Here is an 18162-nt window from a genome sequence, read left to right as displayed (position 1 = left end):
CCCCTGTAGAACACAGATGCGCACCGGAACCTAGCGGAGGAACATCTGTTCTGTCAGGGGTTCTTGGTGTTCTGTCAGCGCCCGGGGCGCGCGTTCAGCAGAGGATCCAGCCCGAGCTCACCGACGCCCCGCCGACCGCGCCCCTCACCCACACGCAGCGGTGGCCCGTGTGGACGGTCACCGGGCCCGCGTGGTGGGCGTAGCGCCCGCTGTCCTGAACGGGCCTGCTGCCGCGCGCCTGCACGCTGACCGACATCTTCTGCCGTACGCCGTCGCGCTTGGTGAAGGTGACCGCGCAGAGGTAGTTGCCGCTGCGGTAGAGGACCGTCCTGCCCGTGGAGAACGACAGGGTGCGCACCTTGTGGCCGGGACAGATCGCCGCGGCCTGGGCCGTGCCGACGGCCGGCCCCGCGAGGGCCAGCAGCGCCGAGGAGGTCAGTACTGCTGCCGCGGCCGCCAGCCGTCTGCGTATGCCGCCCTCGCTCATGCCTCCACCCACCGTCGCCCCTCCAGTCACGTGTGCCACAGCGTACTGATGTACGGACGCGACACACAGGGCCGGTGGTTGCACCGGTCCCCCGTCACAGCGAAGAGCTGATCTCCGCCTCGGGCTCGGCCTCGCCGGCGAAGGTCCGCCACAGCTCGGCGTAGCGCCCGCCGAGCGCGAGGAGCTCGGCGTGCGTGCCGTCCTCCGCGACGCGCCCGTCGGCCATCACCACGACCCGGTCGGCGCGGGCCGCGGTGGTGAGGCGGTGCGCGACGACGAGGGTCGTGCGCTTGCCCGCTATCCGGTCCGTGGCCTGGTTGACCTGGGCCTCCGTGGCGAGGTCGAGCGCGGCGGTCGCCTCGTCGAGCAGCAGGATGTCGGGGTCGACGAGCTCGGCGCGGGCCAGGGCGATCAACTGCCGCTGCCCGGCCGACAGATTGCGGCCTCGCTCGGCGACCTCGTGGAGATAGCCGCCCTCAAGGGTGGCGATCATCTCGTGCGCGCCGACCGCGCGGGCCGCCGCCTCCACCTGGGCGTCGGTCGCGTCGGGGCGGCCGTAGGCGATGGCGTCGCGCACGGTGCCCTGGAAGAGGTACGCCTCCTGCGGTACGACGCCGAGGCGGTGGCGGTAGCTCGTCAGGTCGAGGGCGCGCAGGTCGGTGCCGTCGACGGTGACGCGGCCCGCCGTCGGGTCGTAGAAGCGGGCGACGAGCTTGACGAGGGTCGACTTGCCCGCGCCGGTCTCGCCGACGAAGGCGACGGTCTGCCCGGCGGGGATGCGCAGGGCCACGTCGCTGAGCGCCGCCTCGGAGCCGTCGGCGGCCCCGTACGCGAAGTCCACGTCCTCGAAGGCGATCTCGCCGCGCAGGGAGAGCACGTCGAGGGGTTCCTCGGCGTCCTTCGTGGACGTCGGCTCCTGGAGGAGCTCCTGGATGCGGCCGAGCGAGACGGTGGCCTGCTGGTAGCCGTCGAAGACCTGGGAGAGCTGCTGCACGGGCGCGAAGAACAGGTCGATGTAGAGGAGGTACGCGACGAGCGCGCCGGTCGTCAGGGTGCCCGCCTCGACCCGGCCCGCGCCCACCATCAGGACCGCGGCCGCGGCGACGGACGACAGGAACTGCACGAACGGGAAGTACACCGAGATCAGCCACTGGCCACGGATACGGGCGCTGCGGTAGGCCCCGCTGCGCTCGGCGAACCGCTCGGCGCCCGAGCGCTCGCGCCGGAACGCCTGCACGATCCGCAGCCCGGCGACGGACTCCTGGAGGTCGGCGTTGACCACCGAGACACGCTCACGGGCGAGTTCGTACGCCTTGACGCTGGAGCGGCGGAAGAAGAACGTGCCGACGATCAGCGGCGGCAGCGTCACGAAGACGACCAGGGCGAGCTGGACGTCGATGACGAGGAGCGCGCCCATGATGCCGAAGAACGTGACGACGGAGACGAAGGCGGTGACCAGGCCCGTCTGGAGGAACGTCGACAGGGCGTCCACGTCGGTCGTCATCCGGGTCATGATGCGCCCGGTCAGCTCCCGCTCGTAGTAGTCGAGGCCGAGCCGCTGGAGCTGGGAGAAGATCTTCAGGCGCAGCGAGTAGAGGACCCGCTCGCCGGTGCGTCCCGTCATGCGGGTCTCGCCGATCTGCGCGCACCACTGGACGAGGACGGTGACCAGGCCGAGCCCGGCGGCCGCCCACACGGCGCCGAGCGCCAGCTGCGAGACGCCCTCGTCGATGCCGTGCCGGATCAGCACGGGGAGCAGCAGCCCCATGCCCGCGTCGAGGGCGACGAGCACGAGGCTGATCAGCAGGGGCGCGCCGAATCCGCGCAGCAGGCGGCGCAGCCCGTACGACTCCTCGGCCGTCACCGCGCGCGCCTCGTCGATGTCCGGGACGTCGGTCGCGGCGGGCAGGGCTTCGACCTGCGCGAGCAGTTCGGGCGTCGCGGGCATCCCGGCGAGCGCCGGGTCCTCGGCGTTCTTCGCCTCGCGATCGCCCGTCCACAGGGTGGGGGTGATGCCTCGCTCGGCGTCGAACTCGGCGTCCAGTTCGTCGCGTACGGAGGTGTCCTCGTCGGGGAGCGCGGGCGCGATGTGCCCCGGCGAGACCCCGCCGAGCTCGTCGGGGTCGGTGAGCAGGCGCCGGTAGAGGGCCGATCCGGCCTCCAGCTCCTCGTGGGTGCCGATCGCGGCGAGGCGCCCGCCGTCGAGGACGGCGATGCGGTCGGCGAGGCCGAGGGTGGAGCGGCGGTGCGCGATGAGGAGGGTGGTGCGGCCGGCCATGACGCCGCGCAGCGCCTCGTGGATCTCGTGTTCCACGCGCGCGTCGACGGCGGACGTGGCGTCGTCGAGGACGAGGAGGCGGGGGTCGGTGAGGATGGCGCGGGCGAGCGCGATGCGCTGGCGCTGGCCGCCGGAGAGCGTGAGGCCGTGCTCGCCGACGGTCGTGTCGTAGCCGTCGGGGAGCTCGGCGATGAAGCGGTCGGCCTGGGCGGCGCGGGCCGCTGTCTCGATCTGCTCGTCGCTCGCGTCGGGAGCGCCGTACGCGATGTTCGCGCGGATGGTGTCGGAGAAGAGGAAGGAGTCCTCGGGCACGAGGCCGATGGCGGCCCGGAGCGAGTCGAGGGTCAGTTCGCGCACGTCGTGGCCGCCGACGAGGACGGCGCCGTGCGTGACGTCGTAGAAGCGCGGCAGGAGCAGCGAGACGGTCGACTTGCCGGAGCCGGAGGAGCCGACGACGGCGAGGGTCTGGCCGGCCGGGATCTCGAAGGAGAGTCCGTCGAGGACGGTCCGGTCGGCGCCCTCGTACGAGAACGACACGTCGTCGAACTCGACGGTCGCGGGGGCGTCGGCGGGCAGTTCCTTCTTGCCGTCCTCGAGGGACGGCTCCGTGTCGATCAGTTCGAGGACACGCTCGACGCCGGCGCGGGCCTGCTGGCCGACGGTCAGGACCATGGCGAGCATGCGGACGGGGCCGACGAGCTGGGCGAGGTAGCTGGAGAACGCGACGAACGTGCCGAGCGTGATCTGGCCGCGGACCGCGAGCCAGCCGCCGAGCGCGAGCATCGCGACCTGGCCGAGGGCCGGGACGGCCTGGAGTGCGGGGGTGAACTTGGAGTTCAGGCGGATGGTGCGCAGGCGGCCGGCGAACAGCCGCCGCCCGACCTCCCTGAGTTTCCCGGTCTCCTGGTCCTCCTGCCCGAAGCCCTTCACGACGCGCACGCCGGAGACGGCCCCGTCCACGACCCCGGCGACGGCGGCGGCCTGCGCCTGCGCGTACCAGGTGGCGGGGTGGAGGCGGGAGCGGCTGCGCTTGGCGATGAACCAGAGGGCGGGGGCGACGGCGAGCGCGACGAGGGTGAGCGGCAGGGACAGCCACGCCATGATCACGAGGGAGATCAGGAAGAGCAGGACGTTCCCGATGGTCATCGGGAGCATGAAGAGCAGGCCCTGGATGAGCTGGAGGTCGCTGGTCGCCCGGCCGACGACCTGGCCGGTGGACAGCTCGTCCTGGCGCCGGCCGTCGAGCCGGGTGATCGTCCCGTACATCTCGTTGCGCAGGTCGTGCTGGACGTCGAGCGCGAGGCGGCCGCCGTAGTAGCGGCGGATGTAGGTGAAGACGTAGACGACGAGGGCGGCACCGATCAGGGTGCCCGCCCACGGGCCCATGGAGCGGGTGTGGTCCTGGACCACGTCGTCGATGATCACCTTGGTGATCAGCGGCACCAGCGCCATGACGGCCATGCCGCCCAGGGACGCGCCGAGCGCGAGCACGACGTCCTTCGGGTACCGCCACGCGTACCCGGCGAGACGCCGGCCCCAGCCCCGTTGCTCCGCCACGTGTCCGCCTCCTGTTGTCCTGACCTGCCGTGAGGCCCAACGCGGAGACCGGCGGATTTCATCCCGCCGCAACAAACCGGGGAGCAGACCGGGACCAAGGACGGAGGCCGCCCGGTCCTTTGGTCCTCGGCCGGCCCCCGTCCCTGCCGGTCGGCTCCGCGGTCACTTCTGCGGTACGGCGACGAACGCCTCCTTGGGCGTGCTGGTCGGCGTGTACCGGGACGCGGCGGGGGCGGTCGGCGTCAGGTCCTTGTGGATGGCCCGCGCCACGGCCTGGATCGTGTCCACGCCGTAACTCATCGTGCTGTTGCCGTGCGTCAGGACGGAGATCGTGTAGTCGTGTCCGCCGCCCTGGAACGCGCCGATGCTGTGCACGCGCCAGCCGTGCGTGGAGCGCTCCAGCCAGCCGTTCTTGACGTGCACGGCGACGGACGAGGGCGCGCCGGCCGGGGTGCCCCACCGCTGCGACGAGACGACCTTCCCCATGAGCTTGAGGATGTAGGCGCGGGAGTTGTCGCTGAGGACGGAGTTCTTGGCGGTGACCAGCGAGAGCAGCTTCTGCTCGTCCTGGACGTTGATCTGGGTCAGCCCCCAGTAGCCACCGGACCCCGGCACGGTCCGCGTCATCCCGGCGGCCTTCAGGAAGCCCTTCACCTTGGTCGTGCCGAGCTGCTTCCACAGCGATGTGGTGGCCGCGTTGTCCGACTTGGTGATCATGGCGGTGGCGAGGTTCGCCTCGCGTGTCGTCAGATACCGGTTGGTCTTCTTGGCGTCCCAGAGCAGCGTGGCGAGAACGGTCACCTTCACGACACTGGCGGAGTCGTACGAGGACGTGGCCCGCAGGGAGCACGTGGTGTTCGTGGTCCGGTCGTGGAGCCCGACGGCAACGGTCCCCTTACGGCTCGCGAGGGCGGCGGTGATGTCCTTCTGCAGCTTGGCGGCAAGGCCGGCCTTGTCCGAGGTGCAGGTGACCTGCGGTGCGGTCGCGGCGGACGCGGGCGCGGCGCCCGCGACGACCGGCACGAGCACCCCGGCGGCGACGACCGCCGGAAGCACGCGGGCAGCACGTATGGATATGCGGCGAGTCATGCGTTTCCCCCCAGATCGAAACGAGCACGCCTCCAGCGCACTCGCCCCACATGACTCCCGAACGGGGGCGAAGGGTTGTACGGACCCCGCCAGATCCGGGAGCGCGCCGGGGAGCCGCTCGGCTCCCCGGGGACGCGACCCCTTGCGGACCAGGGCCCGGACACGCCGGCGGCCCCCGGGAAGGCATCTCCCGGGGGCCGCCGCCCGATCGGCCGAGCGCCTCAGCCCAGATGCGTGGGCGCGAACATCTTCAGCAGTGCGGGGAGCACCACGACCGACGGGCCCGGTTCCGCGAGTGCCTTGGCCAGGTCGTCCTGGAGCGTCTCCGGGGACGTGCGGACGCCCGGGACCCCGAACGACTCCGCCAGCGCCACGAAGTCCGGGCGCGAGAGCTCCGTCGCCGTGGCTTCGCCGAACGCGTCCGTCATGTACTCGCGCAGGATGCCGTAGCCGCCGTCGTCCACGATCAGCCAGGTCACCGGCAGGTTGTACTGCTTCGCCGTGGCCAGTTCCGCGATCGAGTACATCGCGCCGCCGTCGCCCGAGACCGCGAGGACCGGCTTCGACGGATCGGCCGCGGCGGCGCCGAGCGCGGCCGGGAAGCCGTAGCCGAGGCCGCCCGCGCCCTGCGCCGAGTGCAGCGCGCCCGGCCATGCCGACCAGGCCCAGTACGCCAGGATCGTCATGTCCCAGAAGGAGGGGGAGGAGGCCGGGAGTGCCGCCCTCACGGACCCCAGGATCTCGCGTTCGAAGGACAGGTCCTGGCCGTCGAGGCGTTCACGGACCGCGGCCAGGAGCGTCGCGACCCGTTCGGGCACCGACGGGTCCGGGCGGTCCGTGACCGTGTCCAGGAGCGCCGAGAGCGCCAGGCGCGCGTCGGCGTGGATGCCGAGCGCCGGGTGGTTGGACTCCAGCTTTCCGGCGTCCGCCTCGATCTGGATCACCCGGCCGCGCGGCGCGAACGTGTGGTAGTTCGAAGAGAGTTCGCCCAGGCCGGAGCCGACGACGAGGAGGACGTCCGCGTCCTCCAGGAGGTCCGTCGTGTGGCGGTCCTCCATCCACGACTGGAGCGAGAGCGGGTGCTCCCAGGGGAACGCGCCCTTGCCGCCGAAGGTGCACACGACCGGGGCATTGACCTTCTCCGCGAGCGCGACCAGCTTGCCGCTCGCGTCCGACCGTACGACGCCGCCGCCCGCGATGATCACGGGGCGCTCGGCGCGGGACAGCAAGTCCGCTGCCACGGCGGTCAGTTCGGGGCGCGGCACGAGGTCGCGCGGGGTCGCGTCCATCGCCGTGACGACCGGAAGGGCCGTCTGCGCGAGAAGCACGTCCTGCGGGATCTCCACCCAGACCGGGCCGTGCGGCGCGGTGAGGGCGGACTCCCAGGCGGCGGCGATCGCGGAAGGGATCTGCGACTGCGTCCGCACGGTGTGGACGGACTTGACCACGTCCCGGAACGAGGCCTGCTGGTCGCGGAGTTCATGCAGATAGCCGTGGCGTCCGCCGCCGAGCCCGGCGACCGGGATCTGGCTGCCGATGGCCAGGACGGGCGCCGACGCGGCCGCCGCCTCCTGGAGCGCGGCGAGCGACATCAGGGCGCCGGGTCCGGTGGAGAGCAGGAGGGGCGCGACCTCACCGGTCACGCGCCCGTACGCGTCGGCCGCGAAGCCCGCGTTGTTCTCCACGCGCAGGCCCACGTACCGCAGGTCCGAGCGGCGCAGCGCGTCGAACATGCCGAGCGCGTGCTGGCCGGGGAGCCCGAAGACGGTGGACGCGCCGAGGCCGTGCAGCGTCTCGACGACGAGGTCACCGCCGTTGCGGCCGGGCGGAGGGTTCAGGGCGGCTTCGGTCTGCGCGGCCGTGGGCAGCAGTTCCAGGTCGTGGTCGTGGGTCATGGGTCCCTCGGGGCGTAGCGTGGTCGGTCGGGTGCGGCCCGGTGGCCGGGTTGCGCCCACCCGTTCCTCCCTCAGTGTCTGAAGGACCTGGGGGGACCCCCAGCGGAACGGGTGCCCGCAACCCGAGCAGGACTACTTCGCCGCGCGGCTCTGCGCGATCTGGCGGGACATGATCGTCGTCAGCTCGTACGCGGTGTGCGAGGCGGCGACGGCGGTGATCTCCGCGTGGTCGTAGGCCGGGGCGACCTCGACGACGTCGGCGGAGACGAGGTTGCAGGACGACAGGCCGCGCAGGATCTCCAGGAGCTCGCGCGAGGTCATGCCGCCGGCCTCGGGGGTGCCGGTGCCGGGCGCGTGGGCCGGGTCGAGGCAGTCGATGTCGATGGAGATGTACAGCGGGCGGTCGCCGATGCGCTGGCGCAGCTGGTCGGCGACCTCGTCGGCGCCGCGGCGGTAGATGTCCGCCGAGGTGACGATGCCGAAGCCCATCTTCTCGTCGTCGGTGAGGTCCTGCTTGCCGTACAGCGGGCCGCGCGTGCCGACGTGGGAGAGCGCCTCGGTGTCGAGGATGCCCTCCTCGACGGCGCGACGGAACGGGGTGCCGTGCGTGTACTCGGCGCCGAAGTACGTGTCCCACGTGTCGAGGTGCGCGTCGAAGTGGAGCAGCGCGACCGGGCCGTGCTTCTTGGCGACCGAGCGCAGCAGCGGCAGCGCGATGGTGTGGTCGCCGCCGAGCGTCATCATGCGGGCGCCGGTGCCGAGGAGGTCGTCGGCCGCGGCCTCGATCGTCTCGACGGCCTCGTTGATGTTGAACGGGTTGGCCGCGATGTCACCGGCGTCCGCCACCTGCGCGAGGGCGAACGGGGAGGCGTCCTGCGCCGGGTTGTAGGGGCGCAGCAGCCGGGACGCCTCGCGGATCGCGTTGCCGCCGAAGCGGGCGCCCGGCCGGTACGAGACGCCCGTGTCGAAGGGCACGCCCACGACGGCCACGTCCGCGGTGCCCACCTCGTCGAGGCGGGGCAGCCGGGCGAAGGTGGCGGGACCGGCATACCGCGGGACGCGGGAGGAGTCGACCGGACCGCGGGGCGTCTCGTTGCTGCTCATGCGAATTGCCTTCTTTCCTACGCTTCTTGGCGCCGCGCGGCCCTTGGCGGGGCCACGCGGCGCTTTCCGAATTTACTGAGTGACGGTGGCCGGCTCCGCGTCCGTCTCCGCCCCGCGCCCGGCGAGCCGTTCGCGCCAGGCGGCGAGCACCGCGGCGTCGGTCGGCTTGGTGGCGAGGGAGACCACGACGTACGCGGCGAGGGACAGCAGGAGGCCGTAGTACACGGGCTCGTTGGCGAGGATCCCGTAGCCCCACATCAGGCCGATGACGGCGAGTCCGCCGACGACGACGGCGGCGAGGGCGCCGGCCACGGTGCCGCGCTTCCACAGCAGACCGCCGAGGATCGGCACGAGGAGCCCGGCGACGAGCAGGTTGTAGGCGACGGTCAGGGCCTCGACGACGTTGTTGAGCGCGATGGCGATGCAGATCACCGCGACGCCCATGATCAGGATGAAGAGGCGGTTGCCCTTCACCTCGTCGTGGGGCTCGTCGGCGTTCTGGCCGGAGGGCTTGATGGCGCCCCGCAGACGCGACCAGATGTCGTTGTTGGCGACGGTCGCGCAGGCGATCAGCGCGCCGGACGACGTCGACATGACGGCGGCGAGCGCGGCGGCGAGCACCAGGCCGCGCACACCGATGGGGAGCTCGTCCTTGACGATGGTCGCGAAGGCGGCGTCGGCGCTCGGCAGCTTCGGGTACATGACCTTCGCGGCGGTGCCGATGACGGCGCCGGCGACGGCGTAGACCAGGCAGTAGGTACCCGCGACGGTGCCGCCGACGCGGGCGACCTTGTCGCTGCGGGCCGTGAACACGCGCTGCCAGATGTCCTGGCCGATCAGCATGCCGAAGGTGTAGATCAGCACGTACGTGAAGATCGTCTCGCCGCCGATGCCCAGCGGGTCGAAGTACTCGGTGGGCAGCTTGGCCTTCATCTCGCTGAAGCCGCCGGCCTTGATGACGGCGATCGGCAGCAGCAGGAGCAGCACGCCGATGGTCTTCACCACGAACTGCACCATGTCGGTGAGGGTGATGGACCACATGCCGCCGAGCGTCGAGTACGCGACGACGATCGAGCCGCCGAGGATGATCGCGATGGTGCGGTTCATGTCGAACAGCACGTCGAAGATCGTGGCGTAGGCGATGGTCGAGGTGACGGCGAGCATCAGCGTGTACGCCCACATCACGATGCCGGAGATGAGCCCGGACCGGCCGCCGTAGCGCAGGTCGAGCATCTCGGAGACGGTGTAGACCTTCAGGCGGGCGATGCGCGCCGAGAAGAACACGGACAGCGCGAGCAGGCCGAGGCCGATGGTGAAGACCATCCACGCGCCGGACAGGCCGTACTGGTAGCCGAGGCCGACGCCGCCGATGGTGGAGGCGCCGCCGAGGACGATCGCGGCCATGGTGCCGGAGTACATCATCGGGCCGAGCCTGCGGCCCGCCACGAGGAACTCGCTCTTGGACTTGGCGCGGCGCATGCCCCACCAGCCCATGGCGAGCATGCCGGCGAGATAGACGACGATCACTGTGTAGTCGACGGCCATAGGGCCCTCCTTCGCGCACCTCGGTGGCGTGTCGTGCAGATGGGGGTGGGTGACCGGCCGTGGGGACATCCGCCCGTACCCGAGGCCTGCGGTCGGCACGACATTAGGTGGCCTGAAAGCAACGCTGAAGTGTACGTTTTATCCACTCTCCCGCGACTGGATGGAGAAAACATCCACCATGCCCGACGCAACCCGGCCTGCGGCGGGCCCGTCAGGCCCCTCTGCGCCCCCCGCACCGGCCGTTCCGCCGACCCCGCCGGTCCCGCTCACCGCGCTGCTCGCCCGCGAGGACCTGGGCCTGCGCCAGATCGCGGGCCCGCCCGTGGGCCCCGACACGGTGATCCACTGGGCGCACACGTCCGAGATGGCCGACCCGTACCCGTATCTGCTCGGCGGCGAGCTGCTGCTGACCGCCGGAGTGCACGCGACGGAGTCGGCGGGCACGGGTCCCTATTACGACGACTACGTGGCGCGGATCGTCGCGGCGGGCGGGGCGGCGCTCGGCTTCGGGGTCGCGCCGGTGCACGACACGGTGCCGCGCGCCCTGGTCGCGGCCTGCGAGCGGCACGGCCTGCCGCTGCTGGAGGTACCGCCCCACTCCACGTTCAGCGGCGTGACCCGCGCGGTGTGGCAGCTGATGGCCCAGGCGCGCCACGCGGAACTGCGCCGCGTCAGCGAGGCGCAGCAGGGCCTCGCCACGGCGGCGGCACGCCCCTACCCGGTGCCCGCGGTGCTGCGGCAGCTGGCGCAGCGCACCGGCGGCTGGGCGGTGCTCAGCGCGCCGGACGGCACGGAGGTCGGCCGGGCGGGCCCCGACCCGTCGGCCGAGGTGAGCGCGGCGATGGCGCAGCTGATGCGGATCGTGCGCCCCGGCGAGACCCGCCTCTTCCCCGCGCCCACGTCGGCGGCGGACACGGTGGGCGGCACGCAGCTGGCGGCGTACGCGCTGGGAGGCGGCCAGGGCTACGCGCTGGGGACGGCGGTCGGCCACCGCGACCCCGGTGACCACACCATCGCGGGGGTGGCGGTGGTCCTGCTCTCCCTGCTCACGGGCGAACACCAGACGACGGCCGAGGCGTCGCGCTCGGCGGCCCTGGTCCGGCTCCTGCTCGGCGAGGAGCCGGCCGACGTCGCGGCGCTGCTCGGCGACGGCACGTGGCGCGTGGTCCACGCCGCACCCGACCGCCCGTCCCCGCCCCCGGTCTCCCTCGGCACGCCCCTCCTCGACGCGACCGACTCCCTCGTACGCGCCCTGCTCCCCGCGGACCAGGAGGTCGTCGCGCAGGAGGGCTGGGTGATGGGGGTGAGCGGCACGGCGCCCACGGACGACCTGGCGGCGGCCGACGCGCAGGCCTCGCGCGCCCTGACCCGGGCGAAGGCGACCCGCTCTTCGCTCGTGCACCACCACGCGGACGCGCGGGGACTCGCCTCGCTCCTCGACCCCGGGGAGGTGACGGCGCACGCCCGCACGCTCCTCGCCCCGATCGCGCACACTCCCGCGCTGACCGAGACACTGCGTACCTGGCTGTCCCTGCACGGGAGTTGGGACCGCACGGCCACGGCGCTCGCCGTCCACCGCAACACCGTGCGGCAGCGCATCGCGAAGTGCGCCACGCTCCTGGACACCGACCTGGACGACCCCGACGTGCGCATGGAGCTGTGGTTCGCCCTGCGCCACGCAGAGTGACACCCGTCCCACCCTCCGGGACATCGGGGCTCCTCACAGCGCCCGACGGCACAATGGGGGGCATGCCGATACCCGGGATCCCCAGCCGCGCCGCGCTCGTCGACCATCTGATCCGCACCCGCATCGCGGGCGACGTGGCCACACCCCGCGACAACAACCTCTCCCACTACCGCAGGCTCGCGAACGGCGACCGCCACTACTGGCTCGGCCTGGAGCTCGGCGACCGCTGGACCGACGAGCAGGACGTCCTCGCGGTGATGGCGGAGCGGTGCGGCGTGAACGACGACCCCGAGTACCGCTTCGGCCAGGACACCATCGACCCGCAGCTCACGGTCGACGCCCTGGACCGGATGGGCGCCCGGCTGCGCAAGGCGGCGGCCGGCAAGGAGCGCGTCCTGTTCGCGACGGGCCACCCGGGCGGGCTCCTCGACGTGCACCGCGCGACGGCCGCGGCGCTGCGCGCGGCGGGCTGCGAGATCGTCGTGATCCCCGAAGGCCTGTCGACGGGCGAGGGCATGGTCTTCCAGTTCGCGGACGTGGCGGTCCTGGAGCGCGGCGCGACCCTTTGGCACACGCATTCCCCGGACCCCATGGCGCAGATCCTGGACGGCCTGGAGCGCGAGGGACGCCCGCTGCCGAACCTCGTCGTCGCCGACCACGGCTGGGCGGGCTGCGCGGGCCAGCGGGGCATCGACTCCATCGGATACGCGGACTGCAACGACCCGGCGCTGTTCGTCGGCGAGGCGGAGGGCACCCTTCAGGTGACGGTGCCGCTCGACGACCACGTCACGAGCCCGCGCCACTACGACCCGATGACGGCGTATCTCCTCGACGCGGCGGGCCTCAGCCCCACGGGTTGAGCCCCTCCTCGCGCCGCTGCGCGAACCCGGGCGTCGGGTCGAGGTAGACCCGGGTCACGTTCGGGAACCGCTCGCGCAGCCGGGCGGCCGCCTCCTCGCAGGCCCACTCGACCTGCGCGGCGGTCGAGGTGTCGCGCAGGTCGACCTTCGCCGCGACGAGCGCCTCGCGCGGGCCCTGGACGAGGGTGGTCAGTTCGAGTACGGCCTCGATGTGCTCGACACCGGCGAGCAGTTCGCGGATCTCCAGGCGGACCGCCTTGGGCAGCGGGCGCCCGATGAGGAGTTCGGCGTTGGACCGTCCGAGGACCCAGGCGACGTACAGGAGCAGCGCGCCGATGCACAGGGAGGCGATGGCGTCCCAGACGCCGGAGCCGGTGAGCTGACCGCCGAGCAGTCCGCCCGCGGCGAGGAGCAGGCCGACGAGGGCGGCCGCGTCCTCCAGGACGACGGCCTTCACGGCGGTGTCGGGGGTGCGCTGCAGATACCGGCCCACGGGCGCCCCGATGCGTTCGGCCTCGCCCCGGGCCTGTCTGATCCCCGTACGCAGCGAGAAGCCCTCCAGCAGGAAGGCGACGGCGAGCACGATGTACGAGACGAGCGGGTCGCCGAGCTCCTCACCGGCCACGAGGGTGTGGATGCCGTCGTAGATCGAGAAGACGGCGCCGCCGACGAACGTGGCGACGGCGGCGAGCATGGCCCAGATGTAGCGCTCGGACCCGTAGCCGAGGGGATGTTCCTCGTCCGCGGGCTTCTCGCTGCGCTTCAGCGCGGTGAGCAGCAGCACCTCGGTGACCGTGTCGGCGACCGAGTGGGCGGCCTCCGAGAGCATGGCGCTCGACCCGCTGATGATTCCGGCGACGGCCTTGGCGAGGGCGATCCCGAGGTTGGCGGCGGCCGCCACGAGGACGGTGGTGGCGCTCTCGCCCCCGCCGTCCTCTCCGGCCGTTCCCGTCTGCTCAGCGCTCGTGCCCATGCACGTGACGGTATGTCCGATCCCCGCGCGCCGCGAACCACGCGGGCTCACCGTGGGACGCGGACGACGCCCTCCTGGATCACGGAGATGGCGAGCTGTCCGTCGCGCGTGTAGATGCGGGCCTGGCCAAGGCCGCGCCCGCCCGAGGCCGACGGCGACTCCTGGTCGTACAGGAGCCATTCGTCCGCGCGGAACGGCCGGTGGAACCACATCGCGTGGTCGAGCGAGGCGCCGACGACGTCGCCCACGGCCCATCCCCCGCGCCCGTGCGCGAGCAGCACGGAGTCGAGGAGCGTCATGTCGGAGACGTACGTGGCGAGGCAGACGTGCAGCAGCGGCTCGTCGATGACGCCGTGGAGCTTGCCGTTCGTACGGAACCAGACCTGCGAGCGCGGCTCCTGCGGGGTGCCCACGCTGCCGAACGGCGGCGCGTCCACGTACCGCAGGTCGACGGCCTCGCGCGCTTCGAGGAGCCGCTCGGCGACACCGGGCTCGACGAACGCGTCGGCGTAGCGCGGCAGCATCTCGGCGGCGGTGGGCAGCGTCTCGGGGTCGGGCGCGGGCGGCATGGCCGCCTGGTGCTCGAGCCCGTCCTCGTACGTCTGGAAGGACGCCGAGAGATGGAAGATCGGCTGCCCGTGCTGGACGGCGACGACGCGGCGCGTGGTGAAGGAGCGCCCGTCGCGGATCCGGTCGACCGTGTACACGATGGGCGCGCCCGGGTCACCGGGCCGCAGGAAGTACGCGTGCAGCGAGTGGGCGTGCCGCTCGCCGGGAACGGTGCGCCCGGCGGCGACGAGCGCCTGGGCGGCCACCTGTCCGCCGAAGACCCGGGGGACGACGGCGGAGCGGGACTGCCCGCGGAAGATGTCCTGCTCGATCTGCTCCAGGTCGAGCAGATCGAGCAGGGACTCCAGTGCCTGATTCATACAGCCAGTTCTACAGAAGGCGGAGGGACGGGCGGGTTACAGGCCCATGTCCTTCGCGATGATCGTCTTCATGATCTCGCTGGTGCCGCCGTAGATGCGGTTGACGCGGTTGTCCGCGTACAGGCGCGCGATCGGGTACTCGTTCATGAAGCCGTAGCCGCCGTGCAGCTGGAGGCAGCGGTCGATGACGCGGTGCGCGACCTCGGTGCAGAACAGCTTGGCGCTGGCGGCCTCGGCGGGGGTCAGCTCGCCCGCGTCGAGGGCCTCCAGGGCGCGGTCGGCGACGGCCTCGGCGGCGTCCACCTCGGCCTGGCAGGCGGCCAGTTCGAACTTGGTGTTCTGGAAGGAGGCGACGGGCTTGCCGAAGACGGCGCGCTCCTGGACGTACTCCTTGGCGAACCGGACGGCGGCCTTGGCCTGCGCGTAGGCGCCGAAGGCGATGCCCCAGCGCTCGGAGGCGAGGTTGTGGCCGAGGTAGTAGAAGCCCTTGTTCTCCTCGCCGAGGAGGTCCTCGACGGGGACCTTCACGTCGACGAACGCCAGCTCGGCGGTGTCGGAGGTCTTCAGGCCGAGCTTGTCGAGCTTGCGGCCTATGGAGTAGCCCTCGGACTTGGTGTCCACGGCGAAGAGGGAGATGCCGTGGCGGCGGTCCTCGGCGGTGGGCGCGTCGGTGCGGGCGCAGACGATCACCTTGTCGGCGTGGACACCGCCGGTGATGAAGGTCTTGGCGCCGTTGAGGACGTAGTGCGTGCCGTCCTCGCTCAGCTTGGCGGTGGTCTTCATGCCCGCGAGGTCGGAGCCGGTGCCCGGCTCGGTCATCGCGAGGGCCCACATCTCCTCGCCGGAGACGAACTTCGGCAGGAAGCGCTTCTTCTGCTCGTCGGTGGCGAGCATCTTGATGTACGGAAGGCCGAGCAGTACGTGCACGCCGGAGCCGCCGAACTGCACGCCCGCGCGCGAGGTCTCCTCGTACATCACCGCCTCGAACTTGTACGAGTCGATGCCGGCGCCGCCGAACTCCTCGGGCACGCGGATACCGAAGACGCCGAGCTCGGCGAGCTTGTAGTAGAAGTCGCGCGGGGCCTGCCCGGCCGCGAACCACTCGTCGTAGACGGGCACGACCTCGGCCTCGATGAAGGCGCGGATGGTGTCCCGGAACGCCTCGTGGTCCTCGTTGTAAACGGTACGGCGCACGACCTGCTCCTTCGGAAACGGCATCACTGCACGACTAAGCGCTTGCTCAGCGTAGGTTACCCGCCAGTTTCTGGAGCGTCCAGAGACGCACGTCACGCTGCGTTCCCGTCGTCGGATTCCCGTCGTCCGCCCGGAGGACGGGACCGGCGGCGCCTGGTGCGTGCGATCACAAGGCGCCGGGGAGGCCGCGCAGCGGGGCCACCAGGGCTCTCCGGTGACGCGGCACGGGGGACCCCTAGGCGGCCTCGAACGCCCCGCGGGCCATGCGGTGCAGCAGGCCGGCCGTCGCCTCACGGCCGGGCAGTCCGCCGGACCTGCCGAGGTGCGGGGTCGAGTTGAGCAGGCCAAAGACCGCGTGCACGGCGGCCCTCGCGGGCTGCTCGACCAGGCCCGGATAGACCTCGCGCACCGCCTCCACCCACAGCTCGACGTACTGGCGCTGGAGCTGGCGCACCAGCTTGCGGTCGCTGTCGCGCAGGCGGTCCAGCTCACGGTCGTGCAGGGTGATCAGGGGGCGGTCGTCGAGGGCGAAGTCGATGTGCCCCTCGATGAGCGAGTCGAGCAGCGCCTCGGGATCGCCGCCGTCCGACTCGGCGAGACGGCGCTTGCCGCCGGTCAGGAGCCGCCCGCTGATCCCGACGAGCAGCTCCGCGAGCATCGCGTCCTTGCCCGCGAAGTGGCGGTAGAGCCCGGGGCCGCTGATGCCGACCGCGGCACCTATCTCGTCGACGCCGACTCCATGGAACCCGCGCTCGGCGAACAAGCGCGCGGCTTCCTTGAGGATCTGCTCGCGGCGGGTGGGGGCGTCGGTTCTGGTGGCCATGAAGGTAATTCTAGACAGCGACGTTAGCGGTCGTTAACCTGAAGGAAACGCGTTAACGCTCATTAACCGAGCGGGAGCCGGACGACGCGAGCCGAATGAGGGGACTGCGGGATGCAGGAGGCACCGGAGCTGACGAGCGCGGCGGACCCCGCCTCGGAGGCCTGGAAGGCCAACGAGGCGGCGCACGAGGCGCTGGCCGACGAGCTGCGCGGCAAGCTGGCCGCGGCCCGGCTCGGCGGCGGTGAGCGGGCCCGCGCCCGCCACACCGCGCGCGGCAAGCTGCTGCCGCGCGACCGCGTGGACGCACTGCTCGACCCGGGCTCCCCGTTCCTGGAGCTGGCGCCGCTCGCGGCCGACGGGATGTACGGGGACCAGGCCCCGGCCGCCGGGGTGATCGCCGGGATCGGGCGGGTCAGCGGCCGCGAGTGCGTGATCGTCGCCAATGACGCGACGGTCAAGGGCGGCACGTACTACCCGATGACGGTGAAGAAGCACCTGCGCGCCCAGGAGGTGGCGCTGGAGAACCGGCTGCCGTGCGTCTATCTGGTGGACTCGGGCGGCGCCTTCCTGCCGATGCAGGACGAGGTCTTCCCCGACCGCGAGCACTTCGGGCGGATCTTCTACAACCAGGCACGGATGTCGGGCGCCGGCATCCCCCAGATCGCGGCGGTCCTCGGCTCGTGCACGGCGGGCGGCGCGTACGTCCCGGCGATGAGCGACGAGGCCGTGATCGTGCGCAATCAGGGCACGATCTTCCTGGGCGGCCCGCCCCTGGTGAAGGCCGCCACCGGCGAGGTCGTCACCGCCGAGGAGCTGGGCGGCGGCGAGGTGCACTCCCGGGTCTCGGGCGTCACGGACCATCTCGCCGAGGACGACGCGCACGCGCTGCGGATCGTGCGGACGATCGTCTCGACGCTCCCGGAGCGCGGCCCGCTGCCCTGGTCGGTCACCCCGGCGATCGAGCCGAAGGTGGACCCCGCGGGGCTGTACGGCGCGGTGCCGGTCGACTCGCGCACCCCGTACGACGTGCGGGAGGTCATCGCGCGCGTGGTGGACGGCTCGCGGTTCGCCGAGTTCAAGGCGGAGTTCGGGCAGACCCTCATCACCGGCTTCGCCCGCATCCACGGCCACCCGGTCGGGATCGTCGCGAACAACGGCATCCTGTTCTCCGAGTCCGCCCAGAAGGGCGCGCACTTCATCGAGCTGTGCGACCAGCGCGGCATCCCGCTGGTGTTCCTGCAGAACATCTCGGGCTTCATGGTGGGGCGTGACTACGAGGCGGGCGGGATCGCCAAGCACGGCGCCAAGATGGTCACCGCCGTGGCCTGCACGCGTGTACCGAAGCTGACCGTCGTGATCGGCGGCTCGTACGGCGCGGGGAACTACTCGATGTGCGGCCGGGCCTACTCGCCGCGCTTCCTGTGGATGTGGCCCGGCGCCAAGATCTCCGTCATGGGCGGCGAGCAGGCCGCCTCCGTCCTCGCGACCGTCAAGCGCGACCAGCTGGAGGCGCGCGGCGAACAGTGGCCCGCCGACGACGAGGACGCCTTCAAGGCTCCGATCCGGGCCCAGTACGAGGAGCAGGGGAACGCCTACTACGCGACGGCCCGGCTCTGGGACGACGGCGTGATCGACCCGCTGGAGACCCGGCAGGTCCTCGGCCTCGCCCTGACCGCCTGTGCCCACGCGCCACTGCCGGAGAAGTCCGGCGGCTTCGGCGTCTTCCGGATGTGAGGGGAGG

The 18162-nt window shown here is 72.0% G+C and carries 13 protein-coding genes; 3 read left to right on the top strand and 10 right to left on the bottom strand.

Annotation, left to right across the window (positions count from 1 at the left end):
- Positions 1 to 94: 94 nt before the first annotated feature.
- From OHO83_RS28505 to OHO83_RS28480, 6 genes are all read right to left on the bottom strand, one after another.
- A complete protein-coding gene (locus OHO83_RS28505; RefSeq protein WP_330279914.1) occupies positions 95 to 487 on the bottom strand; it encodes a hypothetical protein in 393 nt (130 codons plus the stop codon).
- Between the two features lie 94 nt (positions 488 to 581).
- The gene (locus tag OHO83_RS28500; protein ID WP_330279913.1) at positions 582 to 4322 is read right to left on the bottom strand and encodes an ABC transporter ATP-binding protein; all 3741 of its coding nucleotides are present in this window, start codon (positions 4320 to 4322) and stop codon (positions 582 to 584) included.
- A 162-nt stretch (positions 4323 to 4484) separates the two neighbouring features.
- Positions 4485 to 5411: a serine hydrolase gene (locus tag OHO83_RS28495; RefSeq protein ID WP_330279912.1), complete on the bottom strand. Its 927-nt coding sequence runs from the start codon at positions 5409 to 5411 to the stop codon at positions 4485 to 4487.
- A 221-nt stretch (positions 5412 to 5632) separates the two neighbouring features.
- A complete protein-coding gene (locus tag OHO83_RS28490) occupies positions 5633 to 7306 on the bottom strand; it encodes a thiamine pyrophosphate-binding protein (RefSeq protein WP_330279911.1) in 1674 nt (557 codons plus the stop codon).
- Between the two features lie 132 nt (positions 7307 to 7438).
- The gene (gene speB / locus OHO83_RS28485; RefSeq protein ID WP_266564021.1) at positions 7439 to 8410 is read right to left on the bottom strand and encodes an agmatinase; all 972 of its coding nucleotides are present in this window, start codon (positions 8408 to 8410) and stop codon (positions 7439 to 7441) included.
- A gap of 72 nt (positions 8411 to 8482) precedes the next feature.
- Positions 8483 to 9955 (bottom strand): sodium:solute symporter, encoded by a 1473-nt coding sequence (locus OHO83_RS28480; protein ID WP_266670748.1) that lies wholly within the window; start codon positions 9953 to 9955, stop codon positions 8483 to 8485.
- A 178-nt stretch (positions 9956 to 10133) separates the two neighbouring features.
- On the opposite strand from OHO83_RS28480, the gene OHO83_RS28475 reads away from it, so the two are divergent.
- Together OHO83_RS28475 and OHO83_RS28470 are read left to right on the top strand one after the other, a co-directional pair.
- Positions 10134 to 11642, top strand: coding sequence for a PucR family transcriptional regulator (locus tag OHO83_RS28475; protein ID WP_266670750.1), 1509 nt, complete (start codon positions 10134 to 10136; stop codon positions 11640 to 11642).
- 62 nt (positions 11643 to 11704) lie between these two features.
- The gene (locus tag OHO83_RS28470) at positions 11705 to 12502 is read left to right on the top strand and encodes a phosphatase (protein ID WP_266670752.1); all 798 of its coding nucleotides are present in this window, start codon (positions 11705 to 11707) and stop codon (positions 12500 to 12502) included.
- On the opposite strand, the gene OHO83_RS28465 is transcribed toward OHO83_RS28470, so the two are convergent.
- The 4 genes from OHO83_RS28465 to OHO83_RS28450 all read right to left on the bottom strand — a co-directional run bounded on the left by OHO83_RS28465 (position 12486) and on the right by OHO83_RS28450 (position 16421).
- On the bottom strand, positions 12486 to 13475 hold the full coding sequence (locus OHO83_RS28465) for a cation diffusion facilitator family transporter (protein ID WP_330279910.1): 990 nt from the start codon (positions 13473 to 13475) through the stop codon (positions 12486 to 12488). The genes OHO83_RS28470 and OHO83_RS28465 overlap by 17 nt on opposite strands.
- A gap of 47 nt (positions 13476 to 13522) precedes the next feature.
- Complete coding sequence (locus OHO83_RS28460) at positions 13523 to 14404, bottom strand: acyl-CoA thioesterase (protein WP_266670756.1); 882 nt, start codon at positions 14402 to 14404, stop codon at positions 13523 to 13525.
- A gap of 36 nt (positions 14405 to 14440) precedes the next feature.
- Complete coding sequence (locus OHO83_RS28455) at positions 14441 to 15598, bottom strand: acyl-CoA dehydrogenase family protein (RefSeq protein ID WP_100594312.1); 1158 nt, start codon at positions 15596 to 15598, stop codon at positions 14441 to 14443.
- 235 nt (positions 15599 to 15833) lie between these two features.
- Complete coding sequence (locus tag OHO83_RS28450) at positions 15834 to 16421, bottom strand: SACE_7040 family transcriptional regulator (RefSeq protein ID WP_100594093.1); 588 nt, start codon at positions 16419 to 16421, stop codon at positions 15834 to 15836.
- 111 nt (positions 16422 to 16532) lie between these two features.
- Here OHO83_RS28450 and OHO83_RS28445 point away from each other — a divergent pair, with 111 nt between their 5' ends.
- Positions 16533 to 18155 (top strand): carboxyl transferase domain-containing protein, encoded by a 1623-nt coding sequence (locus tag OHO83_RS28445; RefSeq protein WP_330279909.1) that lies wholly within the window; start codon positions 16533 to 16535, stop codon positions 18153 to 18155.
- Positions 18156 to 18162 lie beyond the last annotated feature (7 nt).

This window comes from Streptomyces sp. NBC_00569 (assembly GCF_036345255.1).
Taxonomy (GTDB): domain Bacteria; phylum Actinomycetota; class Actinomycetes; order Streptomycetales; family Streptomycetaceae; genus Streptomyces.
This window is presented reverse-complemented; position numbering and strand designations above follow the sequence as displayed.